Genomic DNA, 19,697 nt, shown 5'->3' on the forward strand with positions numbered 1-19,697 from the left:
ATTTTAAGAGGGGGAGATTGCCCACATCCGTGAATCACATCATCCAGGAAAAAGCCTACTGACTAGCCTCGTAATCGTTCCGGTAGTCGATCCTGACGCAGTAAATCTTCAAGAGTTTCCCGCTCCAGGATCACGTTCGCCTCTCCATTGTTCACCAAGACGGCTGCCGGACGAGCAATGCGGTTGTAATTGGAGGACATGCTGTAATTGTATGCACCCGTGTCCATGATGATCAGGATATCTCCCTGTTCTGTCTTAGGGAGTAGAGCATCCTTAATCAAAACATCTCCCGATTCGCAGTGCTTCCCGGCGATCGTCATTGTCTCCGTCAAGTCCGACGACATCCGGTTCGCAATCAAGGCCCGATAGAGGGATTGGTAGGTAATGGGCCGGGGGTTATCAGACATACCGCCATCGACGCTGAGGTAGGTGCGAATGTCGGGGATCACCTTCTGGCCGCCAACGGTGTAGGCCGTGATGCAGGAGGTGCCCACCAGCGATCGACCGGGTTCCGATAACAGTTTGGGCAGGGGAATCTTTGCCGACTGGCAGGCTGCCACCACGGATTCGCAAACGGTCTTCACCCATGCATCAATGCTGGGGGGATCATCCTGCTCCGTATAACGAATGCCTAGTCCACCGCCGATGTTGAGTTCAGAAATGCTGAGGCCATACTTCGTGGCCTTGGACAGCCAACCCACCATGACCGCACCCAAATCTTCGTGGGGCTTCAGTTCAAAAATCTGGGATCCAATATGGGCATGGAGGCCGACAAAGTTTAATCCGGGCTGCTGGCTGACGAATTCAAAGACCTGCTCCACTTGGTTGGGATCAAAGCCAAACTTGCTGTCTAGGTGTCCGGTTTTGATGTACTCGTGGGTGTGGCATTCAATCCCCGGTGTCAGGCGCAGCATGATACGCACAGACTGCCCCTCGGATAGTTTCGCCAGGGTTTGCAGTTCTTCCCAGTTGTCAACAATGACGGTGACTTGGCTAGCGATCGCCCGTTGCAGCTCTTCGATCGACTTGTTGTTGCCATGCATGTAGATCTTGGTCGGATCCATACCTGCTTGCAGGGCCGTCACCAGTTCACCACCGGAAACCACATCAATCCCCAACCCTTCGCTGGCGACGATCGCGCAGATAGCTAAACAGTTCCAAGCCTTAGATGCAAACAGAACGAGCGATTCGCCGGGGTAATACTGCCGAAATCCCTCGCGGTACTGTTGACAAGCGGTACGAATTGTCTGCTCATCCACAATATATAGAGAAGTGCCAAAGCGCTGGGCTAACTCCACCACATCACAACCGCCCACCTCAAGGTGATCCTTGCTATTTACCTTCGCGGTGATGGGTAAGAGAGACTGATTAGGAGAGGTGGCATTCACCAAATAACGATGTGCCGTGTTTTGAGTAGGGATTGGAGTCGCAACCATCGCTTTGTCCGAATTTTTTGCACAGGATTCTAGTGTATCGTCGTTTGCACACGCTATTGGTAGGAAAAGATTGGAACCCATGGCCGAGCAACGGTTGGATCGGGATGTCTCCCCAGAACTTACCCTAGAACTTCAGGCAGCAACGCCCGAATTACTACCCGCGATCGTCGATCTCGATCGCCGCTGCTTCGGCAAACTTTGGACGAGCGATCAGTACCAACGGGAAATGGACAGTCCCAACAGCGATCTCTGGGTTCTGCGCCCCGTGGGTGATCCCCGTACTGGTGATCCCCGTACTGGTGATTTTCATACTACCGAGGCAACGCCTTTGGTGGGATACGGCTGTCTCTGGTCGATCGTCGATGAAGCCCACATCACGATTCTGGCCGTGCATCCCGACTATCGCGGGCATGGCCTGGGGCAGCGGCTGCTATGGGCGTTACTGAAGTCAGCCGTGGCCCGTGGGCTGACCCGATCGACCCTAGAGGTGCGAGTTTCCAACACCGCCGCGATCGGCCTCTACAAAAAATTTGGCTTCCAGGAAGTGGGTTTGCGCAAAAAATACTATTCCGATAACCAGGAAGACGCTCTAATTCTTTGGAAAAATAAATTGCAAGATCCAGAATTCTCAGCGATTTTGGCCACATTTGAGCGATCGTGGGCCACCCCAACTACGGAAAGTGAGCAATGGGTAAATGTAACTTTTAATACATTTCACTAGAAATTTTTTTAAGGTAAATCCCCTTGACGAAAGGTGGGATTCCCTAGCACAATTTCCCCTCGGTGGCGAAATCGATCGGGCGCAGAATTCCAAGGGTTGATCCCCTCACGTCCTTGGGTTCGGTAATTGCGACCGGCTTTGGCTGCTACAAAATCACAACTGGCCAAATTCACTGTGTTAGAATCTCCATACCGGCACGCAGCAGGTAATGGAAAAACGCCATGTTTGAACGCTTCACAGAAAAAGCCATTAAGGTGATCATGCTTGCCCAAGAGGAGGCTCGCCGCTTGGGTCACAACTTTGTGGGTACCGAGCAAATCCTTTTGGGTTTGATCGGCGAAGGAACAGGCGTTGCCGCCAAGGTTCTCAAGTCCATGGGTGTGAACCTTAAGGATGCTCGCATCGAAGTTGAGAAAATCATCGGACGGGGCTCCGGCTTCGTCGCGGTTGAGATTCCATTTACACCACGGGCTAAACGAGTTCTGGAACTCTCCCTGGAGGAAGCTCGCCAACTTGGACATAACTATATCGGAACGGAACACTTGCTCCTGGGGCTGATCCGGGAGGGTGAGGGTGTCGCCGCCAGAGTTTTAGAAAACCTCGGCGTTGATCTCTCCAAGGTGCGCACCCAAGTGATTCGGATGCTGGGCGAAACAGCAGAGGTTGGCGCAGGGGGCGGTCAAAGTGGTCGAACAAAGACCCCAACCCTGGACGAGTTTGGGGTAAATCTGACCCAGCTTGCTGCCGACGGCAAACTTGATCCCGTTGTCGGTCGTCAAAAAGAAGTGGAACGGGTGATCCAAATTCTGGGTCGCCGAACGAAAAATAATCCGGTTCTCATTGGGGAACCCGGTGTCGGTAAGACTGCGATCGCAGAAGGTCTGGCCCAACGCATTGCCAACCAAGATGTCCCCGATATCCTGGAAGAAAAGCGGGTTGTCACCTTGGATGTGGGTCTCCTGGTCGCTGGAACCAAGTATCGCGGTGAATTTGAAGAGCGCCTGAAAAAAATCATGGATGAGATTCGTTCCGCTGGGAATGTGATCCTCGTGATTGATGAAGTCCACACCCTCATTGGGGCGGGGGCTGCGGAAGGCGCGATCGATGCCGCCAATATCCTGAAGCCTGCCTTGGCTCGGGGTGAGCTGCAATGTATTGGTGCCACCACCTTGGATGAGTACCGCAAGCACATTGAGCGGGACGCAGCCCTGGAACGGCGTTTTCAGCCTGTCATGGTGGGTGAGCCGACCGTTGAAGAAACGATCGAAATTCTGCGCGGATTGCGGGAACGGTACGAGCAGCACCACAAGCTGCAAATTTCCGACGAAGCGCTGGATGCGGCTGCCAAACTGGCCGATCGCTATATTTCCGATCGCTTCCTGCCCGATAAGGCGATCGACTTGATCGACGAAGCGGGATCTCGGGTGCGCTTGCTGAAGTACCAACGCACTCCGGCTGAGAAGGAGTTGGATGAGGAACTGCGTCAAGTCCTGAAGGAAAAGGACGATGCAGTTCGTACCCAAGACTTCGACAAAGCAGGACAACTGCGCGATCGGGAAATGGAAGTGCGCGAACAACTGAAAGCGCTCAGCCAAACCCGCAAGAACGAATCAGCTACGGATACAGCGCCTCCACCCGTGGTGACGGAAGAGGATATCGCCCAAATCGTAGCCTCTTGGACGGGCGTTCCCGTGAACAAACTCACGGAAACCGAGTCCGAGAAACTTCTGCACATGGAAGAAACGCTGCATACCCGCTTGATTGGCCAAGACGAAGCGGTGAAGGCCGTTTCCCGCGCCATTCGTCGGGCACGGGTGGGCTTGAAAAACCCCAACCGTCCGATCGCCAGCTTTATCTTCTCTGGGCCAACCGGGGTTGGTAAAACCGAGCTGACTAAAGCGCTAGCAGCCTACTTCTTCGGGTCTGAAGAAGCCATGATCCGACTGGATATGTCGGAATACATGGAGCGCCATACGGTTTCGAAGTTGGTGGGTTCGCCTCCTGGGTATGTCGGTTACAACGAGGGCGGCCAGTTAACCGAAGCGGTTCGCCGTCGTCCTTACACTGTCGTGCTGTTCGACGAAATCGAGAAAGCCCACCCCGATGTCTTTAACCTACTGTTGCAAATCCTGGAAGATGGTCGTCTGACCGATTCCAAGGGCCGTACGGTAGACTTCAAAAACACCTTGATCATCATGACTTCGAACATCGGGTCTAAGGTGATTGAGAAAGGGGCCAATACCCTCGGATTTGACTTCTCCACCGAGGATCCCAACGAATCTCAGTACAACCGTCTGCGATCGCTGGTGAACGAAGAGTTGAAGCAATACTTCCGCCCAGAGTTCTTAAACCGTCTGGATGAAATCATTGTCTTCCGTCAATTGACGAAGGACGAAGTCAAGGAAATTGCCGAAATTCTCCTCAAGGAAGTCTTCAAGCGGCTCATTGATCAGGGAATTACCCTCGAAGTCACCGATCGCTTCAAGGATCGGCTGATCGAAGAAGGTTACAACCCCAGCTATGGGGCACGGCCTCTGCGTCGCGCCATTATGCGCCTCTTAGAGGATTCTCTAGCAGAAGAAATTCTTTCTGCGCGGATCCGTGAAGGAGATACCGCCATCGTTGATGTGGATGAAGCGGGTCAGGTGAAAGTGCTGAAAGGTCAGGACAACCGTGAATTGTTACCGCAGGGAGCGGACTCCTAGTGCAGATTCCTGCCCAGGGTAACAGTTTGGTTGCTAATGACTTAATTTAGATACCTTCTAGGTACCTTCCTACGAAAAGCGGAGCTAGCAATAGCTCCGCTTTTTAGTGGTCAGGAATAGTTCTTATCAGAAATAGTTTGTGTCAACTTTGTGTCAACTTTGTGTCAACGGTAGGTTGTCAGTGGGTTGTCAGTAAAATGGCCCGTCTCAAGTGTCCGCTGTCAGGGTCGCCCGCGCCGTTTGGGCCAGTTTCCGCAGTTCTTCAAGGCCCGGTGCAGCTTGCAAGCCCTGCATACTCAGCCACAACAAGTATTCAATGTTGCCCGCTGGCCCTGTAATCGGCGAGTAGGTCAACCCACAGTACTGCCAACCGAGTGCCTGGGCTGCGGCTAAAACCTGGGCGATCGCATCGGCTTGATCCTTCGGATCGCGCACCACGCCTTTTTTACCAATCCGTTCTCGGCCCACTTCAAATTGTGGTTTGACCAGTAGCACCACTTCACGGGGCTCACTGAGCAAGGCCCATAGGGCTGGTAGAACTTTGACCAACGAAATAAAAGACACATCCACAACGCCTAAATTGGGGCGGGGGGCCTCTGCGGCATATAAGTCCTCAGGGGTCAGGCTACGGAGATTGGTGCGTTCTCGCAAAATAACGCGAGGATCCTGCTGGAGCTTCCAGGCCACCTGTCCATAGCCCACGTCAATGCCATAGACCTGCTGCGCACCGAATTGCAGTAGACAGTCTGTGAACCCCCCCGTGGAAATTCCCCCATCCAAGCAGACGCGATCGGTCACTGGGATTTCAAACCGTTCCAGGGCCTTGCTGAGCTTTTCACCGCCCCTTGAGACGAAACGGGAGCGGGCCTTAATGTCGATCGTTGCATTAATATCAACCTCTGTTCCAGCCTTATCCACAACCTGCTGATTCACCATGACTTCTCCGGCCTGAATGAGGCGCTGTGCCTGCTGCCGGGATTCGCACAGGGCACGATCGACCAAAAGACTATCAAGGCGTTGTTTGGGCATGGGTTGCAACAGATAAAACGCGAGAATCCATCATCCCATGAGTTGGGACTGGATCGTTCAGAGCACATACTTCAGAGTGCAGCAACGATCGGTTAGGGCAAATGGCTAAGTGAATGTGAATACACGATATATAACTAAAACTTTGCCGAGAAAGTCCCTAGGAGAATGCTAGAGATGTAACTTTACTATTCCCTGAAGTTTACTATTCCCTGAGGGAGAAATGTATACTCTCGAAGAGGTGATGATCGCTGTTTTTTGTTGTGTGAGTGATTGGTTCAAAGGGGTGAGGCAGTTAGTCTGTAGGCAGTGTGATCCCCCTGGTCTTGAACCCATGGTGGATTACAAATTAACAACGCCGATTAAGGTCAGTGAAGGAACTGTCTATCCCAAATTAGACAAGCTACAGTAAAGCCAGTCTTCGCGCTCCAAGATGGAGGAGATATTGGATGAATCGTCGTGAGTTTGTTAGTTGGGTGGGTCTAGGTTGGATTGCTAGTTCATTACCCGTTGCGATCGCTGCTTGCTCGTCCCAACCCTCTGCGTCCACTACGCCTTCCACGGGGGCCAGCCAGTTACCGCCTCCACCTGCTACCACCAATGCGATCGCGATCGGGGAAGCCGCAGATCTGGACAAAGCGGGTTTTATCAAAGGTCAAGCGGGTGATAAGCCTGTTGTGGCTGTTAAGGTCAAAGATAAAATCATCGCCGTCAATCCCACCTGTACCCATAAGGGCTGTGTCGTTGATTGGAAGGCTGACCAGCAGAAATTTGTCTGTCCCTGCCATGGAGCCACCTACGCTGCCGATGGTAGTGAACCTACGAAACCCGCAGGTAAACCCCTTGCTACCTATGCCGTCAAAGTGGAAGGGGGTAAGGTTTTGGTCGAAACCTAATCCATCGATCGCGCCTCGCCCAAAAACCGGGATTTTTTAAAAATCCCGGTTTTTAAATCGACTTACTCCGTCGCCCGATCGCGCTCCATCATGCTGATGTATTTCCAGTCGGAACCGAGGACGGGGATGGGGGGACTCCAACGAATGCGCTCGCAGAATCGCACCACTTGCAGTTGGTTAATGGTGGATTGGATCTCTTCGCGGGTGCCGAGGAGGTAGATTTGGAAGGGTCTGCGGGAATCGTCGATCGAAGTTTCGGGGCGATCGGTGCCGCCAAAGCCAGTAAACATGGGATTTCTCCTGGGTGTAGATGGGGGAGGAAATCCCAAAAATTAAAGCCACCCTTTTGCGCAGGACAAGTAGGGTGGCCCGATCGAATGTTAAAATCCGTGTCAGACCGCCTAGCTGCCGTAATCAGCTCGGGGTTTAGCTACCCTTTGTTGGTGCAAACAACGCTGGGTAGCGCCTTAATTTTTGGGGTCGTAGCTGATTCAATCGGGACTTAACGCACACGGTTTCATTCAGCTATGAAAAACAAGCCTAGGGGTAAACTAAGGCGCTGTCAACTATTTTGCGATTGTTTGCAAGGTTGTGATGTTTGGTAACGTGGCATCTGGCAACAGCTTGGGAAATTGGCACCCTTCAAAACCTACGATTTGCCAACGCTTTATGGCTGTTTTGGGGTAGGGACAGAATTACTGGGTGTTTGAGGGAGGATGCCAGCCAGCTTTGACCCAGTTGCTTCGCACCCTAATTGCTAGGGAATTATTGAGCTTTAAGGCTTCTACAGTGACTCGTCCGCAAGCCGTTAATCCGATAATTTCGGTGCCATCTTGACTCCAAGTAAAATGGTCAGACCACAACTGCTGACGGGGATTGAACAAATCGATCGTGATTTGCGTTTGTGGATCGATCGCTGTTGTTTGATTCCATTTATACTGATTACATAGCTCACACGCTAAGCATAGGTTTTCATCATTAGTCAGTGCCACCCTTTGAGAGAGGGTAGATATGATCAACTTGGAGCCAGCCCATTAGATAATCTTGATGGCTTAAGCAATATTCACAGCGATTTTTTGCGGTTGCTCTAACGCGACGTTTGGTGGCATCTGAAAAGCGACTCATGCTTCTAAAGTCAAGGGCAATTGGCGTTGCTTGGCTTCTGCGATCGCTTCTGATTTGCGTAGCAGCCCTAGTTGATAGATTTGCAGCAAGGCCAGTAATTCGTAACGTTCTGATTCAGTTAATCCCGCTTCTTTCCCTTTCGCTTGCAGGTCGCCGAGACGCTCATGCTGCTCGGGAGACATTTTGGCTAGGGCTAGGGCAATGATTTCAGAATCAGAGAGTGTGGCGATCGGTCGGGGTAGATGTTCTTCAGATAGGGAATCCCACGTTAAACTCACCATTTCTAGGGCGTCCCCCAGTACGGATTCAACCTGCTGCTGGGTCATGTTTCCCACTCGTTTTGCCTGCTCGACGAGGCGATCGGAGAGTTGAAGGGTAATCGGGGTGGCCATAGTGGTTCACGGCTGCGCAAGACTTTCTTCTAGGATAATTGAAGATGGCAGACAAGAGGATTATGAGGTGAGAGCGATCGTGGGTGTTTTAGGTGACTCTGTGGCAAAGCCTGTATAGGGTTGCATTTGGGGATCTTGGAAAGCGAGGATAATATCTTCTTTGGGAACGCCTGCTTCCAGAAGATCGTTGGCAATGCCATTTTCTGTCCAGTCTTCTTCGATCGAAAATTTGCCGTTTTGGAGGCGGACGTAGACGGTCATACCTGTGGTGCGGTTGCCATTTTGCCAGCCGAGGGTCATCCAGATGTAGTGACCTTGGTCGCGATCGGCGATCAGAAAGGTTTCGAGGGGGCGGTTGGGGTTACGGTTGCAGAGGCTGATGTAGTCGGTGAGGATGCGTTCGATGAGTTGTGGGTAGTCGGTTAGTTTATCCATTGATTACATTTGTATCCAGGACAAAGATTACATTTGTATCCAGGACAAAGCGCCGTAAACTATTCGTCATTCAAAATTGACTCCAACATTTCCGGTGTCAATCCATTCTGCTGTGCTTCAGCCGCTAGCTTATCCATCGATCGCTGAAGTTGCTGATAAGCTTCGACTGGCTGACTAAAGTTCTGGCGCAAAATTGCACCAATCCGCATGGCTAATTGTTGCCGCTCCTCCAATGAAGATTGGCGATAGGCTTGGGCAATATCTGGGGGCACCTGGACAGAAATTTCATCGATCGCTGGCATGGCGAACTCCCTCAAGTCCAACAACTCTTATCCTAGCGTAACCCACGATCGGATTAGGGTATTGGGCTGACAGAGTTAGCTGAGGCAGGCTCGGATGTCTTCGGGGGGAGTCCTGGGTAGTTACGGAGGATTTCGTCGGTGCTAAGTGCCTTGGGTGAGGAGGTCGATGATGAATTCGACGGCGAGGCGGGTGCCTTGGATGATGGGTTTGCCGACAAGGATGTTGGAATCGATGGCGATGCAGATTTGGTAATTCATATAAATCTTCAGAGTTGATTCCGCTATTCAAATGGCTAAAACGAATATCTAGTAAAATACTAATAAAACTGCTATTGCTATTTCGGAAGTTTCCAGACTTCAATCCCGTTGTCACTTTGTGCAAATAGATATTTATTATCTGAGCTGAAAGATATTGAGCTAATCTTCCTCGTTTTCAGATGGTGAGTAAGTATTCCACTATTTAGATCCAAAAGTTGAATACTACTTCCATTACCCATACTAGAATTGATCGCAATGACTTTCCGATCATGACTAATATAAAGTTCATTATCTCCATAATCATTACCTTGGACTTTAAGAAGTGCAAGACTTTCTGCTGTTTGGAGATTATGAACTGTTAGATAGCATGTTTTGGACAAGACGTATACAGCATCGTGAAAACTTGCATCATTAGACTCACATGCAAAAAGAAACAGTCTTTGTCCATTCAAGCTGGTTTGAACATGCTTAACGTAATTGGGGATATCTACAGAATCTGCTTGAATAGTAGCAGTTAAGACACCATCTCTAAGTCTGTAAATTCTAATTCTGGGCTGGGAACCGGGCTGAATACCAAGAATCTGTTTATGCTCTTTATCAAAGTAAAAAGTTTTTGATTCCTTATCACCAATAATACTGTTATTCTGAGAGCTTTTTAAGTAATATTCTTCATTAGTTCTTAGATTTAAAATTTTGAAATCATTACGTTGAATAATATATCCACTTCTTTCATCATAGTAACAATTTTTATTAGGGCAAATAGGCTCTCCAAGTTGATTTTCAAGATTGTATATCATATCTTGCTCAAGAGTATTTATTTGACAAACTACGTTGTCACTACTACAAAAATTTCGACGTTCTAGAAAATTACCTTCTGAAGATAATTTTCTAGAACTAAGTATTTTTTTTGTATTTTCTAAATCCCATAATTTAACTGTTAGATTTTTGTAATTATGAGCAATTAAATATTTGTCATTGTATTTTACAATATCGCCCTTATCAAGAATTAAATTGCCAAGTAATTGATCTGGTCTACTCCAGTTCCACAATGATACCTCTTGATCTTTACGAGTGATTAAATACTTGAAATCTGAACTGACCTGAATATCATCATTCTCGGAAATCTTAATTGGCAACAATCGTTTCTTTGGTTTTTCTAAAGTTTTCTCAGTTAAAGCTGGCAATTCCCAAATTATGTTTTTGCTATCATGACGACTAATCAAATATTTAAAGTCTGGGCTGATCGCAATAATTTCATCATAGCTAGAAGTTATTGGTCGAAGTTCTTTGACTAGTATATTTGTCAATAATTCACCCGTGTAAAAATTCCAAATCTTAATACTATCTTTATTCAAATCTGCCAATAATTTTCCATTCTCTTGAACAATCATCTGACCACGATTATTATTCGATTTTGACTCTAGCATTCTTTCTAAACTAAAGCCATTGAAAGCCTGAATTAATGGCAGATTTAGATTTATAAAATTCCCTTGAACTGATTGAACCCATTTAGTGATGGGCTGTTGGAAAAATATAATTACAAGAATAATTGTCAAACCCACTGGGTAGTACCATTTGACTCTAACTATGATTTTTATCATAGTCTGAAGAGAGTTGATGAGTCTTACTAAACAGCGTCCAAAATCTTGCACTTTGTGAACGATATTCTGCTGTACATTTAAGAAAATAGATTTTTGATGATGCCTATCGCTACTATTCGGTGGTAGGCTTACCTGCTCACCTGATAATGTTAAAGTTCTCTCTTCATTTGGCGTCACCTTCTCCCCCAACAACCGCCCTAACCACTGCCCCACCGACTGAGGCCGCAACCGCCCATCCAACCGCAACCCCTCCATCACCGCCTCACAAACCCGATCGCTCACTCCCAGATTCATCAACTGTAACGGCTGCATCTCATCTTTTTGCAACCGCGCCCAAGATACCTGCGGATGCACCCTCGACAACAACTCATACAACGTTGCCGCCAACGCATACACATCCGTAAACGGCCCCCGCTGCGCCCGCTCATCATGCTGCTCCGGCGGTGCATATCCCTCCGAACCCATCACCGTATGAGTTTGTGCGGTCAATTCCGGTCTAAACTCCCTCGCAATCCCAAAATCAATCAGCACTGCCGACCCATCCGATCGCAGCATGATATTCTCCGGCTTAATATCCCGATGCAAAACCCCCTCCCGATGCACCAACTCCAAAGCTCTTCCCACTTGCTCAATCCAGCGCACCGCATCCGCCTCTGGGATCACACCTGCACTCAAGCGATCGGCCAAAGACTCCCCATCCAAATACTCCATCGCAAAACAAGGTACATCCCCTTCCCGAAACAAATGCGTCACTTGCACCACATGACGTATCCAAGGATTGTTCTGATGGGCCTGATGTAACTTGAATAAATGATTGGCTTCATCATAAAAAGCCTGCGTTAATTTATCCCGGTTTGGATGGTAGAGAATTTTGTCATTTAGTGTTTTAATGACTTCCTGCTTTCCTTGAAGATTCGTCGCTAGGTAAGTTTTACCAAATCCCCCTTCACCTAGCTCATCCACGATCGTGTAATGGCCATTAAAAATCTGTTGATCTGGCATCCACACCATCGGAATATCCCCCAAACTTACCGCTAATCCCTAACAGCAGCCTTAGAACTACCATACAAGGCGATTCCGTAGAATTTCGGATAAACCATCAACTTTTCCCAAATATTTCTGCCCTCATTTCCTTCCCCTAACACTCATGATTTACTGGATCCATATACCGTTTCTCCCGTCCGCCCCGAAACTCCATCCTTAACTCTAATTAAGTGCCGCGTAGGGCAAGGGGTGAACGTGATGGAGATCCCCCAGACTCCTCTGGGGTTCCCCCTTCATCCCCTGCCAGAATGCTCTACACTGAACCATGGTCTATTGAGCTTTCTAGAAAAGGGCACCTATGCGACTTTCTCAAATGCTGTTCGTCACCCTGCGCGAGGATCCGGCGGATGCAGAAATTCCCAGCCACAAGTTACTGGTGCGGGCGGGGTTTATTCGGCGGATTGGTAGCGGCCTCTACACCTACCTACCGCTGATGTGGCGGGTCTTGCAAAAGGTGTCCACCATCGTGCGCGAGGAAATGAACGCAGCCGGTGCCCAGGAATTGCTGATGCCCCAGTTGCAGCCCTCGGAACTCTGGAAAGAATCGGGCCGCTGGGATGTCTACACCAAAGCAGAAGGCATCATGTTTTCCCTGGTCGATCGCCAGGAGCGGGAAGTCGGCCTCGGCCCCACCCACGAAGAAGTCATCACCGCGATCGCGCGGGATATGGTGCGCTCCTACCGCCAGTTGCCCGTCAACTTATACCAGATTCAAACCAAGTTCCGGGATGAAATTCGGCCTCGCTTTGGCCTGATGCGCGGTCGGGAATTCATCATGAAGGACTCCTATTCCTTCCACGTCGATGAAGCCAGCCTCAAAGATACCTACGCCAAAATGCACGATGCCTACTGCAATATTTTCCGGCGCAGTGGTCTGAAGTTCCGAGCAGTCGATGCAGACTCCGGCGCGATCGGCGGTTCCGGTTCCCAGGAGTTCATGGTGCTGGCGGAAGCAGGCGAAGATGAAGTGCTGTACACGGAAGATGGCAAATACGCCGCCAACGTGGAAAAAGCTATTTCCTTACCCATCGATGCAGTAGCGTCTAGCTTTACAAGCTTTGAAAAACGGGAAACACCGGGCACAGACACGATCGAAAAACTCTGCAAATTCCTGGATTGTTCCGCCACCCAGATCGTCAAAAACGTGCTCTACCAGGTGGTGTTTGACAATGGTGTGATTGCCGCCGCGATCGTCAGCATCCGCGCCGACCAGGACGTGAACGAAGTCAAATTGCAAAATGAACTGACCAAGCTAGCTGCAACTTACAAAGCCACGACGGTGATTGGCTTGACGGTCCCGGAAGCCGAAGCCCAGAAGAAATGGACGGCGCAACCGTTACCGTTGGGCTATCTGTCCCCCGCGATCGGCGATGACTATCTGCAAAAGGCCGAGGGCATTGTGCCGCAGTTCATCCGAGTGCTGGATCAAACCGCAGCGGATCTGCAAAACTTCGTCACGGGTGCCGATGAAGTCGGCTACCACGTCGTTGGAGCCAATTGGGGCAGCGATTTCGCCCAGCCCAAATTAGTCGTGGATGTGCGCAAAGCCCAAGCGGGCGATCGGGCTAGCCATGATGCCAGCCAAACCCTACAAACGGCGCGGGGCATTGAAGTAGGCCATATCTTCCAATTGGGTACCAAGTACTCCAAGGCCATGGGCGCAACCTTCACCAACGAACAGGGTGAAGATAAACCCTTCGTCATGGGTTGCTACGGCATTGGCGTATCCCGGTTAGCCCAGTCCGCCGTGGAGCAGTCCTACGACAAAGACGGTATCATCTGGCCCGTAGCGATCGCGCCCTACCATGCCGTGGTCGTGATTCCGAACATTAACGACACCACCCAAGTGGAAACAGCGGAACGGCTCTACGCGGAACTCAATGCAGCCGGGGTGGAAACGATTCTGGACGATCGGGATGAACGGGCAGGCGTCAAGTTCAAGGATTCCGAGTTGATTGGCATTCCGTTCCGAGTCGTGACGGGGAAGGCCCTGAAGGAGGGCAAGGTGGAAGTGGTTAAACGTGCCACCAAGGAAGCCCAGGAAGTCCTGGTGACGGAAGTGGTGGCAACCTTGAAGCAATGGGTCAATGAAGCGCTGTCACAGTAAGTGCTGTCACAGTAAGTGCTGTCACAGCCATTCACATAGTGATTCTGGATAGCGTTTGCTTGATCATGTTGTTCACGTTACTCAGTGCTTTTCGATCGATGTGAAATAGCACTTGAAATAGCACTTTGAAATAGCGATAAACCCTGAAACGAGACACAGGGTTTATCGCTTTATTGTTGATTGATTACCATTGGCAGATCGCAATTACCCGATCGCAATTGCCGGTTGATTGGCCATTACACCATCTGCATCGATCGCTGGGATTTTGCCTGCAAGAGGCTATGCAGCAGCGTTGCTGGACGCTCCCCGTAGGACCAGGCAAAGGCATGGCGGAAGGCCGCTTCCTGGCAGGCTTGTAGCTCATCAAAGCCGATAATATCCAGCGTCAACAGGTTTTCGTATTCCTGGGTCAGCCGTACATTGTGCAAGCCCGCATTATCGGTACAAATGGCAATGTCTACCCCTGCGTCAAAGCAACGATCGAACACTTGCTTCAACTCAGAGAGATCCGGTAAGGTTCCCGTTTTGGGATAGGTAGAGGGACAGACCTCTAAACACTGACGATTCGCGGCAACTTCCTTGAGTAACTCCGGATGGCGTAAAGGAATTTGAATGCCATGGCCAATGCGCATGAGGTAGGGCAGCAATTCGGGGTAACAGCCATTGGGGGTCTCATACAGATGACCCGTCGTGTTAATGCCATGGGATCGGGCATAGGCATAGAGTTTAATGAATTCCTCCATGCGTTCCCCATAGAGCCGATCGCTGCCTGCTAGGTCAATCCCGCAGATAAAATGGGGCTGTTCGATCGCCAAATCGACGATCGCCCGATTCACTTCGTAGGGCAACTGCGCGTGCATACAGACGATTTGGCTGGTTACGATGGGATATTCCACCTGTTTACTCGCCTTGCCGACAATGTTAACGATCTCGGCCATTTGCGCAATGCGATCGGATTGGCTGAGATGTTCGTCGGTACGCAGATAGGGTGTGTAGCGCAGTTCCAAATAGGCCAAATTTTCAAACACGTAGGCCCCGCGCAGCAGGCGATAGACAAAGTAGGGCAAGGTTTCCGCTGTTTGGACGCTTTCCACTAAGCTGTGGAGTTCTAGGTATTCTTCCAGCGTGTTGCGCGGACGGGTGTAGTAATCTTCAAAGTTGGGATAGTCGGAAAAACGTTGCAATAAGTGCGATTCGCTGCGTTGCAAATAGCGCCAGAGAATTCTAGGTACGACGGAGCCGCCTAAGTGGCGGTGGAGTTCTGCATACAGAGCCACGATGACCTCTCAGGTAATTCAAAATATAGGTTTTAATTGGCGAATTCCGTAGACCGATAGGTTAGCCGAAGCAGACGGTGCGCAATCTCAGCGATCGTCCAGCCCATCGTGAATCAGAGTTGCCAAAGGTTCAATTTGCAATGCAGGGGTTTTCTTGGGCCTAACGGACAGCGGCCATTCGTCGCACCTCTGTCAAAAACCTTGCCGCAAACAGTTCTGTAGACGAAAAATATGGATAGTCTCTTAGTTAGTAATTGATCATAATCAATATTTTTGATTTTGACCGTCTACCAGAAGACAGCAATCTTTTAAAACATCCCGTAACCTATCTAAGCTTGCATGAATTCTGCTGGAATAAATGCTCGATCGCGAATTAAAAACCGCTAATTACCACCGTTGCATTAGCGCGTCGAGTAACGGTTGCAAAATTTCCTGCCCCCGGAGTTGTTGTTGCCAGCGATCGGGAATGCCCTGAATCCCATGGTGTAATCCTGCTAAGCCTCCCGCAACGCAGGCCGTCGTATCGGTGTCGTTGCCCAAGGCGATCGCGGTTTTCACCACTTCCTCAAAATGATCTCTTTGTAAAGCTAATCGCGCCGATCGTAAACAATCTACCACGTAGCCACTGCCCTGACCCACGATCGCGGCCTCCGGCTGCACGGACGTTTCCAAATCTGCTAGATGATCTGCCCAATCCGTGGGATTATCTGCGTACATTTGCCGTAATTGTCCCACCGCCGCTGGCCAGGGATTGGAGATCGCTTCCAGAATGGCGCGACCCCAGAGGCAATACAACGCACAACAGACCTGACAGGTGATTGCCCCGTGGGTGACTTGGGATTGCCCATGGGCCAGTTCCACCAGTTCCCGATCGCTCCCCTGGCACCAGAGCACGATCGGCAGCGATCGCATCAACGACCCATTGCCCTTAGCGTTGGGATCCATCATGCCTGCCTGCAACGGGTTGACCCCTCGGCGAATCTGGCTTAAGACCCGCCCGGTGTGAATGCCCACATCAAAGACATGGCTGTCCACCGCCAGGTAGCCATCGTCGTACCAGGCCAGCAAACGACGGCCAAAGTCATCGGGATCAAAGCGATCGCACTCCAACAGCGACGCTAGCAAACACAAAGCCTGCGCTCCATCGTCTGACCAAGTACCGGGCGCAATTCCCGCGTAGGTGCGGTGAAATCCCTGGGGGGGGTTGAACTCAATCTGGTCGATCGGGGGCAGATTTTCCGGCGGATGGAACTCGTAGGGCACCCCCAAGGCGTCCCCCACCAGCAGTCCCAATAAACCTCCGGCAATCCGATCGGCGCGATCGACCATCTTCCGCTCACTCCATGGCGCAACGTTAATTGAATGAGCCAGCTACACTAATGAGCCAGCTACACCTTAGCCACTTCTCCCTTGAGTAAGGGGAATCCCAAAGCTTCCCGCTGCTTGAGATACAGCGTGGCCACCTGGCGGGAGAGATTGCGCACCTTACCAATGTAGCGAGTCCGCTCCGTTACGGAAATCACGCCCCGCGCATCCAGCAGGTTAAACGTATGGGAGCACTTCAGCACATAGCCAAAGGCCGGCAGCACCAATTCTCGCTCCATCAAGCGCACGGCTTCTTGCTCGTACAGCTTGAACAGGTTGAACAGCAAATCAGCATCGGAGGCTTCAAAGTTATAGGTCGATTCCTCAATTTCCCCTTGCAGGTGCACGTCGCCGTAGGTCAGCTTGTCGTTCCACTGGATGTCGAAGATCGAGTCCACGCCTTGCAGGTACATGGTCAGCCGTTCCAAGCCGTAGGTGATTTCAACGGAAACGGGCTTACAGTCGATACCGCCGCATTGTTGGAAGTAGGTGAACTGGGTGACTTCCATGCCGTCCAGCCAGACTTCCCAGCCGACGCCCCACGCACCCACGGCGGCATCTTCCCAGTTATCTTCCACAAAGCGGATGTCGTGATCCTCCGGCTGAATACCCAGCACCCGCAGGGAGTCGAGGTAGATTTCTTGAATATTTTCTGGAGAGGGTTTGATCAGTACTTGGTACTGGTAGTAGTGCTGGACACGGTTGGGGTTTTCACCATAGCGGCCATCCCCTGGGCGACGGCAGGGTTCTGCGTAGGCCACTGACCAAGGTTCCGGCCCGATCGCGCGTAAAAAGGTGTGGGGACTCTTGGTTCCAGCGCCCTTTTCGGTGTCGTAGGGCTGCACGATCAAGCACCCCCGATCGCTCCAAAATTGATGCAATGCCGCAATCACCGACTGGAAATTCACAACCAAACCTCTCCAAGCAACGCTAACCGTTCGTGTTTAACCGTCAATTTTTGACGTTCATTCATTGTGACGCAAATTGTGACGTAAATTGTGACCGCCAAGGCACGGGAGAGGCCAGCCCTTCCCCGGAATCGAGATCGGGAACCTGACACAAACCTGACACAATAGATTTGGATCAGTCCGGATTGGGTAATTCCCGCGATCGGGATTGCAGTTTTTCACCCCGAAACACTTGCCCAAACGACATCCCATTTTTCAATCCCCTACGATTCAACCTTAATTCAACAAATCGCTATGACCGCACTGCCTAACACCCTCGAAGACGCGATCGTCCAAGCCCAAGACGCAACGAAAGCGGCCATTGCTGCGGGATACACTCGCCTATCCGTTGAGTTCCTCTTTCCGGAACTAAAGGTGATGCCGATCGCGCAAACTTTTGTGGAGGCGTTTAGCGAGTTTGGTGCAGGGATTAAGGTCTTTTTCACCGATGCGGGAACGGCAGCTTGGGCAAAGCGGAATTGGGGTGACGTGCCCTACCAGTTCCGCAGCATTGACGTGGCGGGATCCCGGCAAACCACAACGGTACAGGAACAGGTAGACGGTGAAGATAAGCTCTATCTGGTGGTATCCCCCACTTCCGTGGAAGTCAATCCGCTGGAGGAAATTTGCAATGCAGCGCCAGGGGTGCCGGTTATTTTGCTCAACCCACGGCTGGAGGATATCAGCATCGTTGGGATTGGCTATGCGGGACGGATGTTGCGGGAGCGCTTTTTAAACACGATCGAACCTTGCTATTACCTACGACCCTTGGATGACGAAACGGCCCTGACTCGGTTCTATCCCACCCCCTGGCAAGTCTGGCTAGAACGGGAAGGCACCTGGCAAGCCATTGCTGAAGAACGGGAAAAACCGGACTCTGAACAATTAGAGGCAATTTTAAATTCCGCTACAGGAAATACTCGCAAAAAGCTGGGTTGGGCCGCAGAACTACAGCAATTTTTGAAAGCCCTCGGTCGATAATGCCGTAATGGAACCGGAACCTGACCCAAAGTTCTGCCAAATGACGGAGTTTTTTCTGCCAAATCCTTGTATTAAAATGCTCGCGGCAGATTGAACGTAAATCCCTGAACTCTTCCGGGAACAATGGATGAGCCAGAGTAGAATTGCTAGCTGCCTGATTGCGTTCAAGAAATCGCGGTTAAGGTTGCACGACTTTTCTCAGTGTTCCAGTTGTCACCCCGTTTGTGCAGAATTGAATGAGTCAGGTTCCTCGACGTATTGTGATTGGTGATGTGCACGGCCACTACGATGGGCTGATGCAGCTGTTTGAGACGCTTGCACCCACGACTCTCGATGAAATTTATTTCTTGGGAGACCTGATCGATCGTGGCCCCAAGAGCGCTCAAGTAGTGGAATTTGTGCGCAATCATGGTTATGGCTGTGTTTTAGGCAACCATGAGCAAATGCTCCTGGAATCGTTTCCCCAGGGCCAGGTATTTGCCCCTGCTCTCCAAGCATGGCTCCAGAGTGGGGGGAAGGCCACCATGGCCAGCTATGAAAATGCTGAAACTCTTTTGGATCACTTGGGTTGGTTGCAAACGTTACCCACGTATTTGGATTTAGGGGATCTCTGGCTCGTCCATGCCGGGGTTCATCCGGAAATCCCCCTCCAGCAACAGACACCCCATCAATTCTGCTGGATCCGTGAGGAATTCCACACTATCCTGCGTCCTTACTTCCCTGACAAATTAATTATCACTGGGCACACCATCACCTTTACCTTCTCAGGGGTGTCTCCGGGGGAGATTGTGGGAGGTAATGGTTGGCTGGATATTGATACGGGAGCCTACCATCCCAAAAGTGGTTGGCTAACGGCTTTGGATACGACTGCCCAAAAGGTCTATCAAGTCAACGTTCAAACCCTGGCAGTTCGGGTGAGACCCCTCGCGGAAATGCTGGTGCAAATTCAGCCAGAGTCCATGAGTCGGCGACGATCGGTGCTGGTTCTTTAGCAGCTTTCCCGACCACTCAAGCCGTTCTGGACGACCGTGCCCAACCTCTGACAACGGCATTTTAAATCTGACAACTGGATTTTTAAG

17 protein-coding genes and 2 pseudogenes are annotated in these 19,697 nt (G+C 50.6%); 6 read left to right on the forward strand and 13 right to left on the reverse strand.

The features are described 5' to 3' along the window. Positions 1-62: 62 nt before the first annotated feature. Positions 63-1,436, reverse strand: a complete 1,374-nt coding sequence (gene lysA / locus H6G21_RS11825; RefSeq protein WP_190573617.1) for a diaminopimelate decarboxylase — start codon at positions 1,434-1,436, stop codon at positions 63-65. 79 nt (positions 1,437-1,515) lie between these two features. On the opposite strand from lysA, the gene rimI reads away from it, so the two are divergent. Continuing rightward, on the forward strand, positions 1,516-2,157 hold the full coding sequence (gene rimI / locus H6G21_RS11830) for a ribosomal protein S18-alanine N-acetyltransferase (protein ID WP_190573618.1): 642 nt from the start codon (positions 1,516-1,518) through the stop codon (positions 2,155-2,157). A gap of 8 nt (positions 2,158-2,165) precedes the next feature. Here rimI and H6G21_RS11835 read toward each other — a convergent pair whose 3' ends face one another. Beyond that, the gene (locus tag H6G21_RS11835) at positions 2,166-2,330 is read right to left on the reverse strand and encodes a hypothetical protein (protein ID WP_190573619.1); all 165 of its coding nucleotides are present in this window, start codon (positions 2,328-2,330) and stop codon (positions 2,166-2,168) included. Between the two features lie 48 nt (positions 2,331-2,378). On the opposite strand from H6G21_RS11835, the gene H6G21_RS11840 reads away from it, so the two are divergent. Further along, a complete protein-coding gene (locus tag H6G21_RS11840) occupies positions 2,379-4,862 on the forward strand; it encodes an ATP-dependent Clp protease ATP-binding subunit (RefSeq protein ID WP_190573620.1) in 2,484 nt (827 codons plus the stop codon). A 207-nt stretch (positions 4,863-5,069) separates the two neighbouring features. Here the strand turns inward: H6G21_RS11840 and H6G21_RS11845 are convergent, their stop codons facing one another. Next, entirely contained in the window at positions 5,070-5,891 is an 822-nt protein-coding gene (locus H6G21_RS11845) for a TlyA family RNA methyltransferase (protein WP_190573621.1), read from the reverse strand. A gap of 446 nt (positions 5,892-6,337) precedes the next feature. Here H6G21_RS11845 and H6G21_RS11850 point away from each other — a divergent pair, with 446 nt between their 5' ends. Then, positions 6,338-6,784 (forward strand): ubiquinol-cytochrome c reductase iron-sulfur subunit, encoded by a 447-nt coding sequence (locus H6G21_RS11850; protein WP_190573622.1) that lies wholly within the window; start codon positions 6,338-6,340, stop codon positions 6,782-6,784. Positions 6,785-6,846: 62 nt separating this feature from the next. On the opposite strand, the gene H6G21_RS11855 is transcribed toward H6G21_RS11850, so the two are convergent. The 7 genes and pseudogenes from H6G21_RS11855 to H6G21_RS11880 all read right to left on the reverse strand — a co-directional run bounded on the left by H6G21_RS11855 (position 6,847) and on the right by H6G21_RS11880 (position 11,908). Further along, positions 6,847-7,074, reverse strand: a complete 228-nt coding sequence (locus H6G21_RS11855; RefSeq protein ID WP_190573623.1) for a hypothetical protein — start codon at positions 7,072-7,074, stop codon at positions 6,847-6,849. A gap of 405 nt (positions 7,075-7,479) precedes the next feature. Further along, positions 7,480-7,909: pseudogene (locus H6G21_RS26215) on the reverse strand (HNH endonuclease). Further along, on the reverse strand, positions 7,906-8,301 hold the full coding sequence (locus H6G21_RS11860; RefSeq protein WP_190573624.1) for a hypothetical protein: 396 nt from the start codon (positions 8,299-8,301) through the stop codon (positions 7,906-7,908). Before H6G21_RS11860 ends, H6G21_RS26215 begins: the two are co-directional and overlap by 4 nt. A 60-nt stretch (positions 8,302-8,361) precedes the next feature. After that, positions 8,362-8,736 (reverse strand): XisI protein, encoded by a 375-nt coding sequence (locus H6G21_RS11865; protein ID WP_190573625.1) that lies wholly within the window; start codon positions 8,734-8,736, stop codon positions 8,362-8,364. Between the two features lie 59 nt (positions 8,737-8,795). Further along, a complete protein-coding gene (locus H6G21_RS11870; RefSeq protein WP_190573626.1) occupies positions 8,796-9,038 on the reverse strand; it encodes a hypothetical protein in 243 nt (80 codons plus the stop codon). Between the two features lie 75 nt (positions 9,039-9,113). Beyond that, positions 9,114-9,296 (reverse strand): annotated as a pseudogene (locus tag H6G21_RS26220) (DUF433 domain-containing protein). 77 nt (positions 9,297-9,373) lie between these two features. Further along, positions 9,374-11,908, reverse strand: coding sequence for a WD40 repeat domain-containing serine/threonine protein kinase (locus tag H6G21_RS11880; protein ID WP_190573628.1), 2,535 nt, complete (start codon positions 11,906-11,908; stop codon positions 9,374-9,376). 331 nt (positions 11,909-12,239) lie between these two features. Between H6G21_RS11880 and proS the strand changes: the two genes are divergently transcribed. Further along, positions 12,240-14,048: a proline--tRNA ligase gene (proS, locus tag H6G21_RS11885; protein ID WP_190573629.1), complete on the forward strand. Its 1,809-nt coding sequence runs from the start codon at positions 12,240-12,242 to the stop codon at positions 14,046-14,048. A 236-nt stretch (positions 14,049-14,284) separates the two neighbouring features. On the opposite strand, the gene H6G21_RS11890 is transcribed toward proS, so the two are convergent. From H6G21_RS11890 to glyQ, 3 genes are all read right to left on the reverse strand, one after another. Further along, positions 14,285-15,325: an adenosine deaminase gene (locus tag H6G21_RS11890; protein ID WP_190573630.1), complete on the reverse strand. Its 1,041-nt coding sequence runs from the start codon at positions 15,323-15,325 to the stop codon at positions 14,285-14,287. Positions 15,326-15,712: 387 nt separating this feature from the next. Beyond that, positions 15,713-16,654: an ADP-ribosylglycohydrolase family protein gene (locus H6G21_RS11895; protein WP_190573631.1), complete on the reverse strand. Its 942-nt coding sequence runs from the start codon at positions 16,652-16,654 to the stop codon at positions 15,713-15,715. A 59-nt stretch (positions 16,655-16,713) separates the two neighbouring features. Continuing rightward, complete coding sequence (gene glyQ, locus H6G21_RS11900; protein WP_190573632.1) at positions 16,714-17,598, reverse strand: glycine--tRNA ligase subunit alpha; 885 nt, start codon at positions 17,596-17,598, stop codon at positions 16,714-16,716. A gap of 294 nt (positions 17,599-17,892) precedes the next feature. Here glyQ and H6G21_RS11905 point away from each other — a divergent pair, with 294 nt between their 5' ends. After that, entirely contained in the window at positions 17,893-18,618 is a 726-nt protein-coding gene (locus H6G21_RS11905) for a DUF1995 family protein (protein WP_190573633.1), read from the forward strand. A 236-nt stretch (positions 18,619-18,854) separates the two neighbouring features. Beyond that, positions 18,855-19,610: a metallophosphoesterase family protein gene (locus tag H6G21_RS11910; RefSeq protein ID WP_190573634.1), complete on the forward strand. Its 756-nt coding sequence runs from the start codon at positions 18,855-18,857 to the stop codon at positions 19,608-19,610. Positions 19,611-19,697 lie beyond the last annotated feature (87 nt).

This window comes from Alkalinema sp. FACHB-956, from assembly GCF_014697025.1.
Lineage (GTDB): Bacteria > Cyanobacteriota > Cyanobacteriia > Leptolyngbyales > Leptolyngbyaceae > Alkalinema.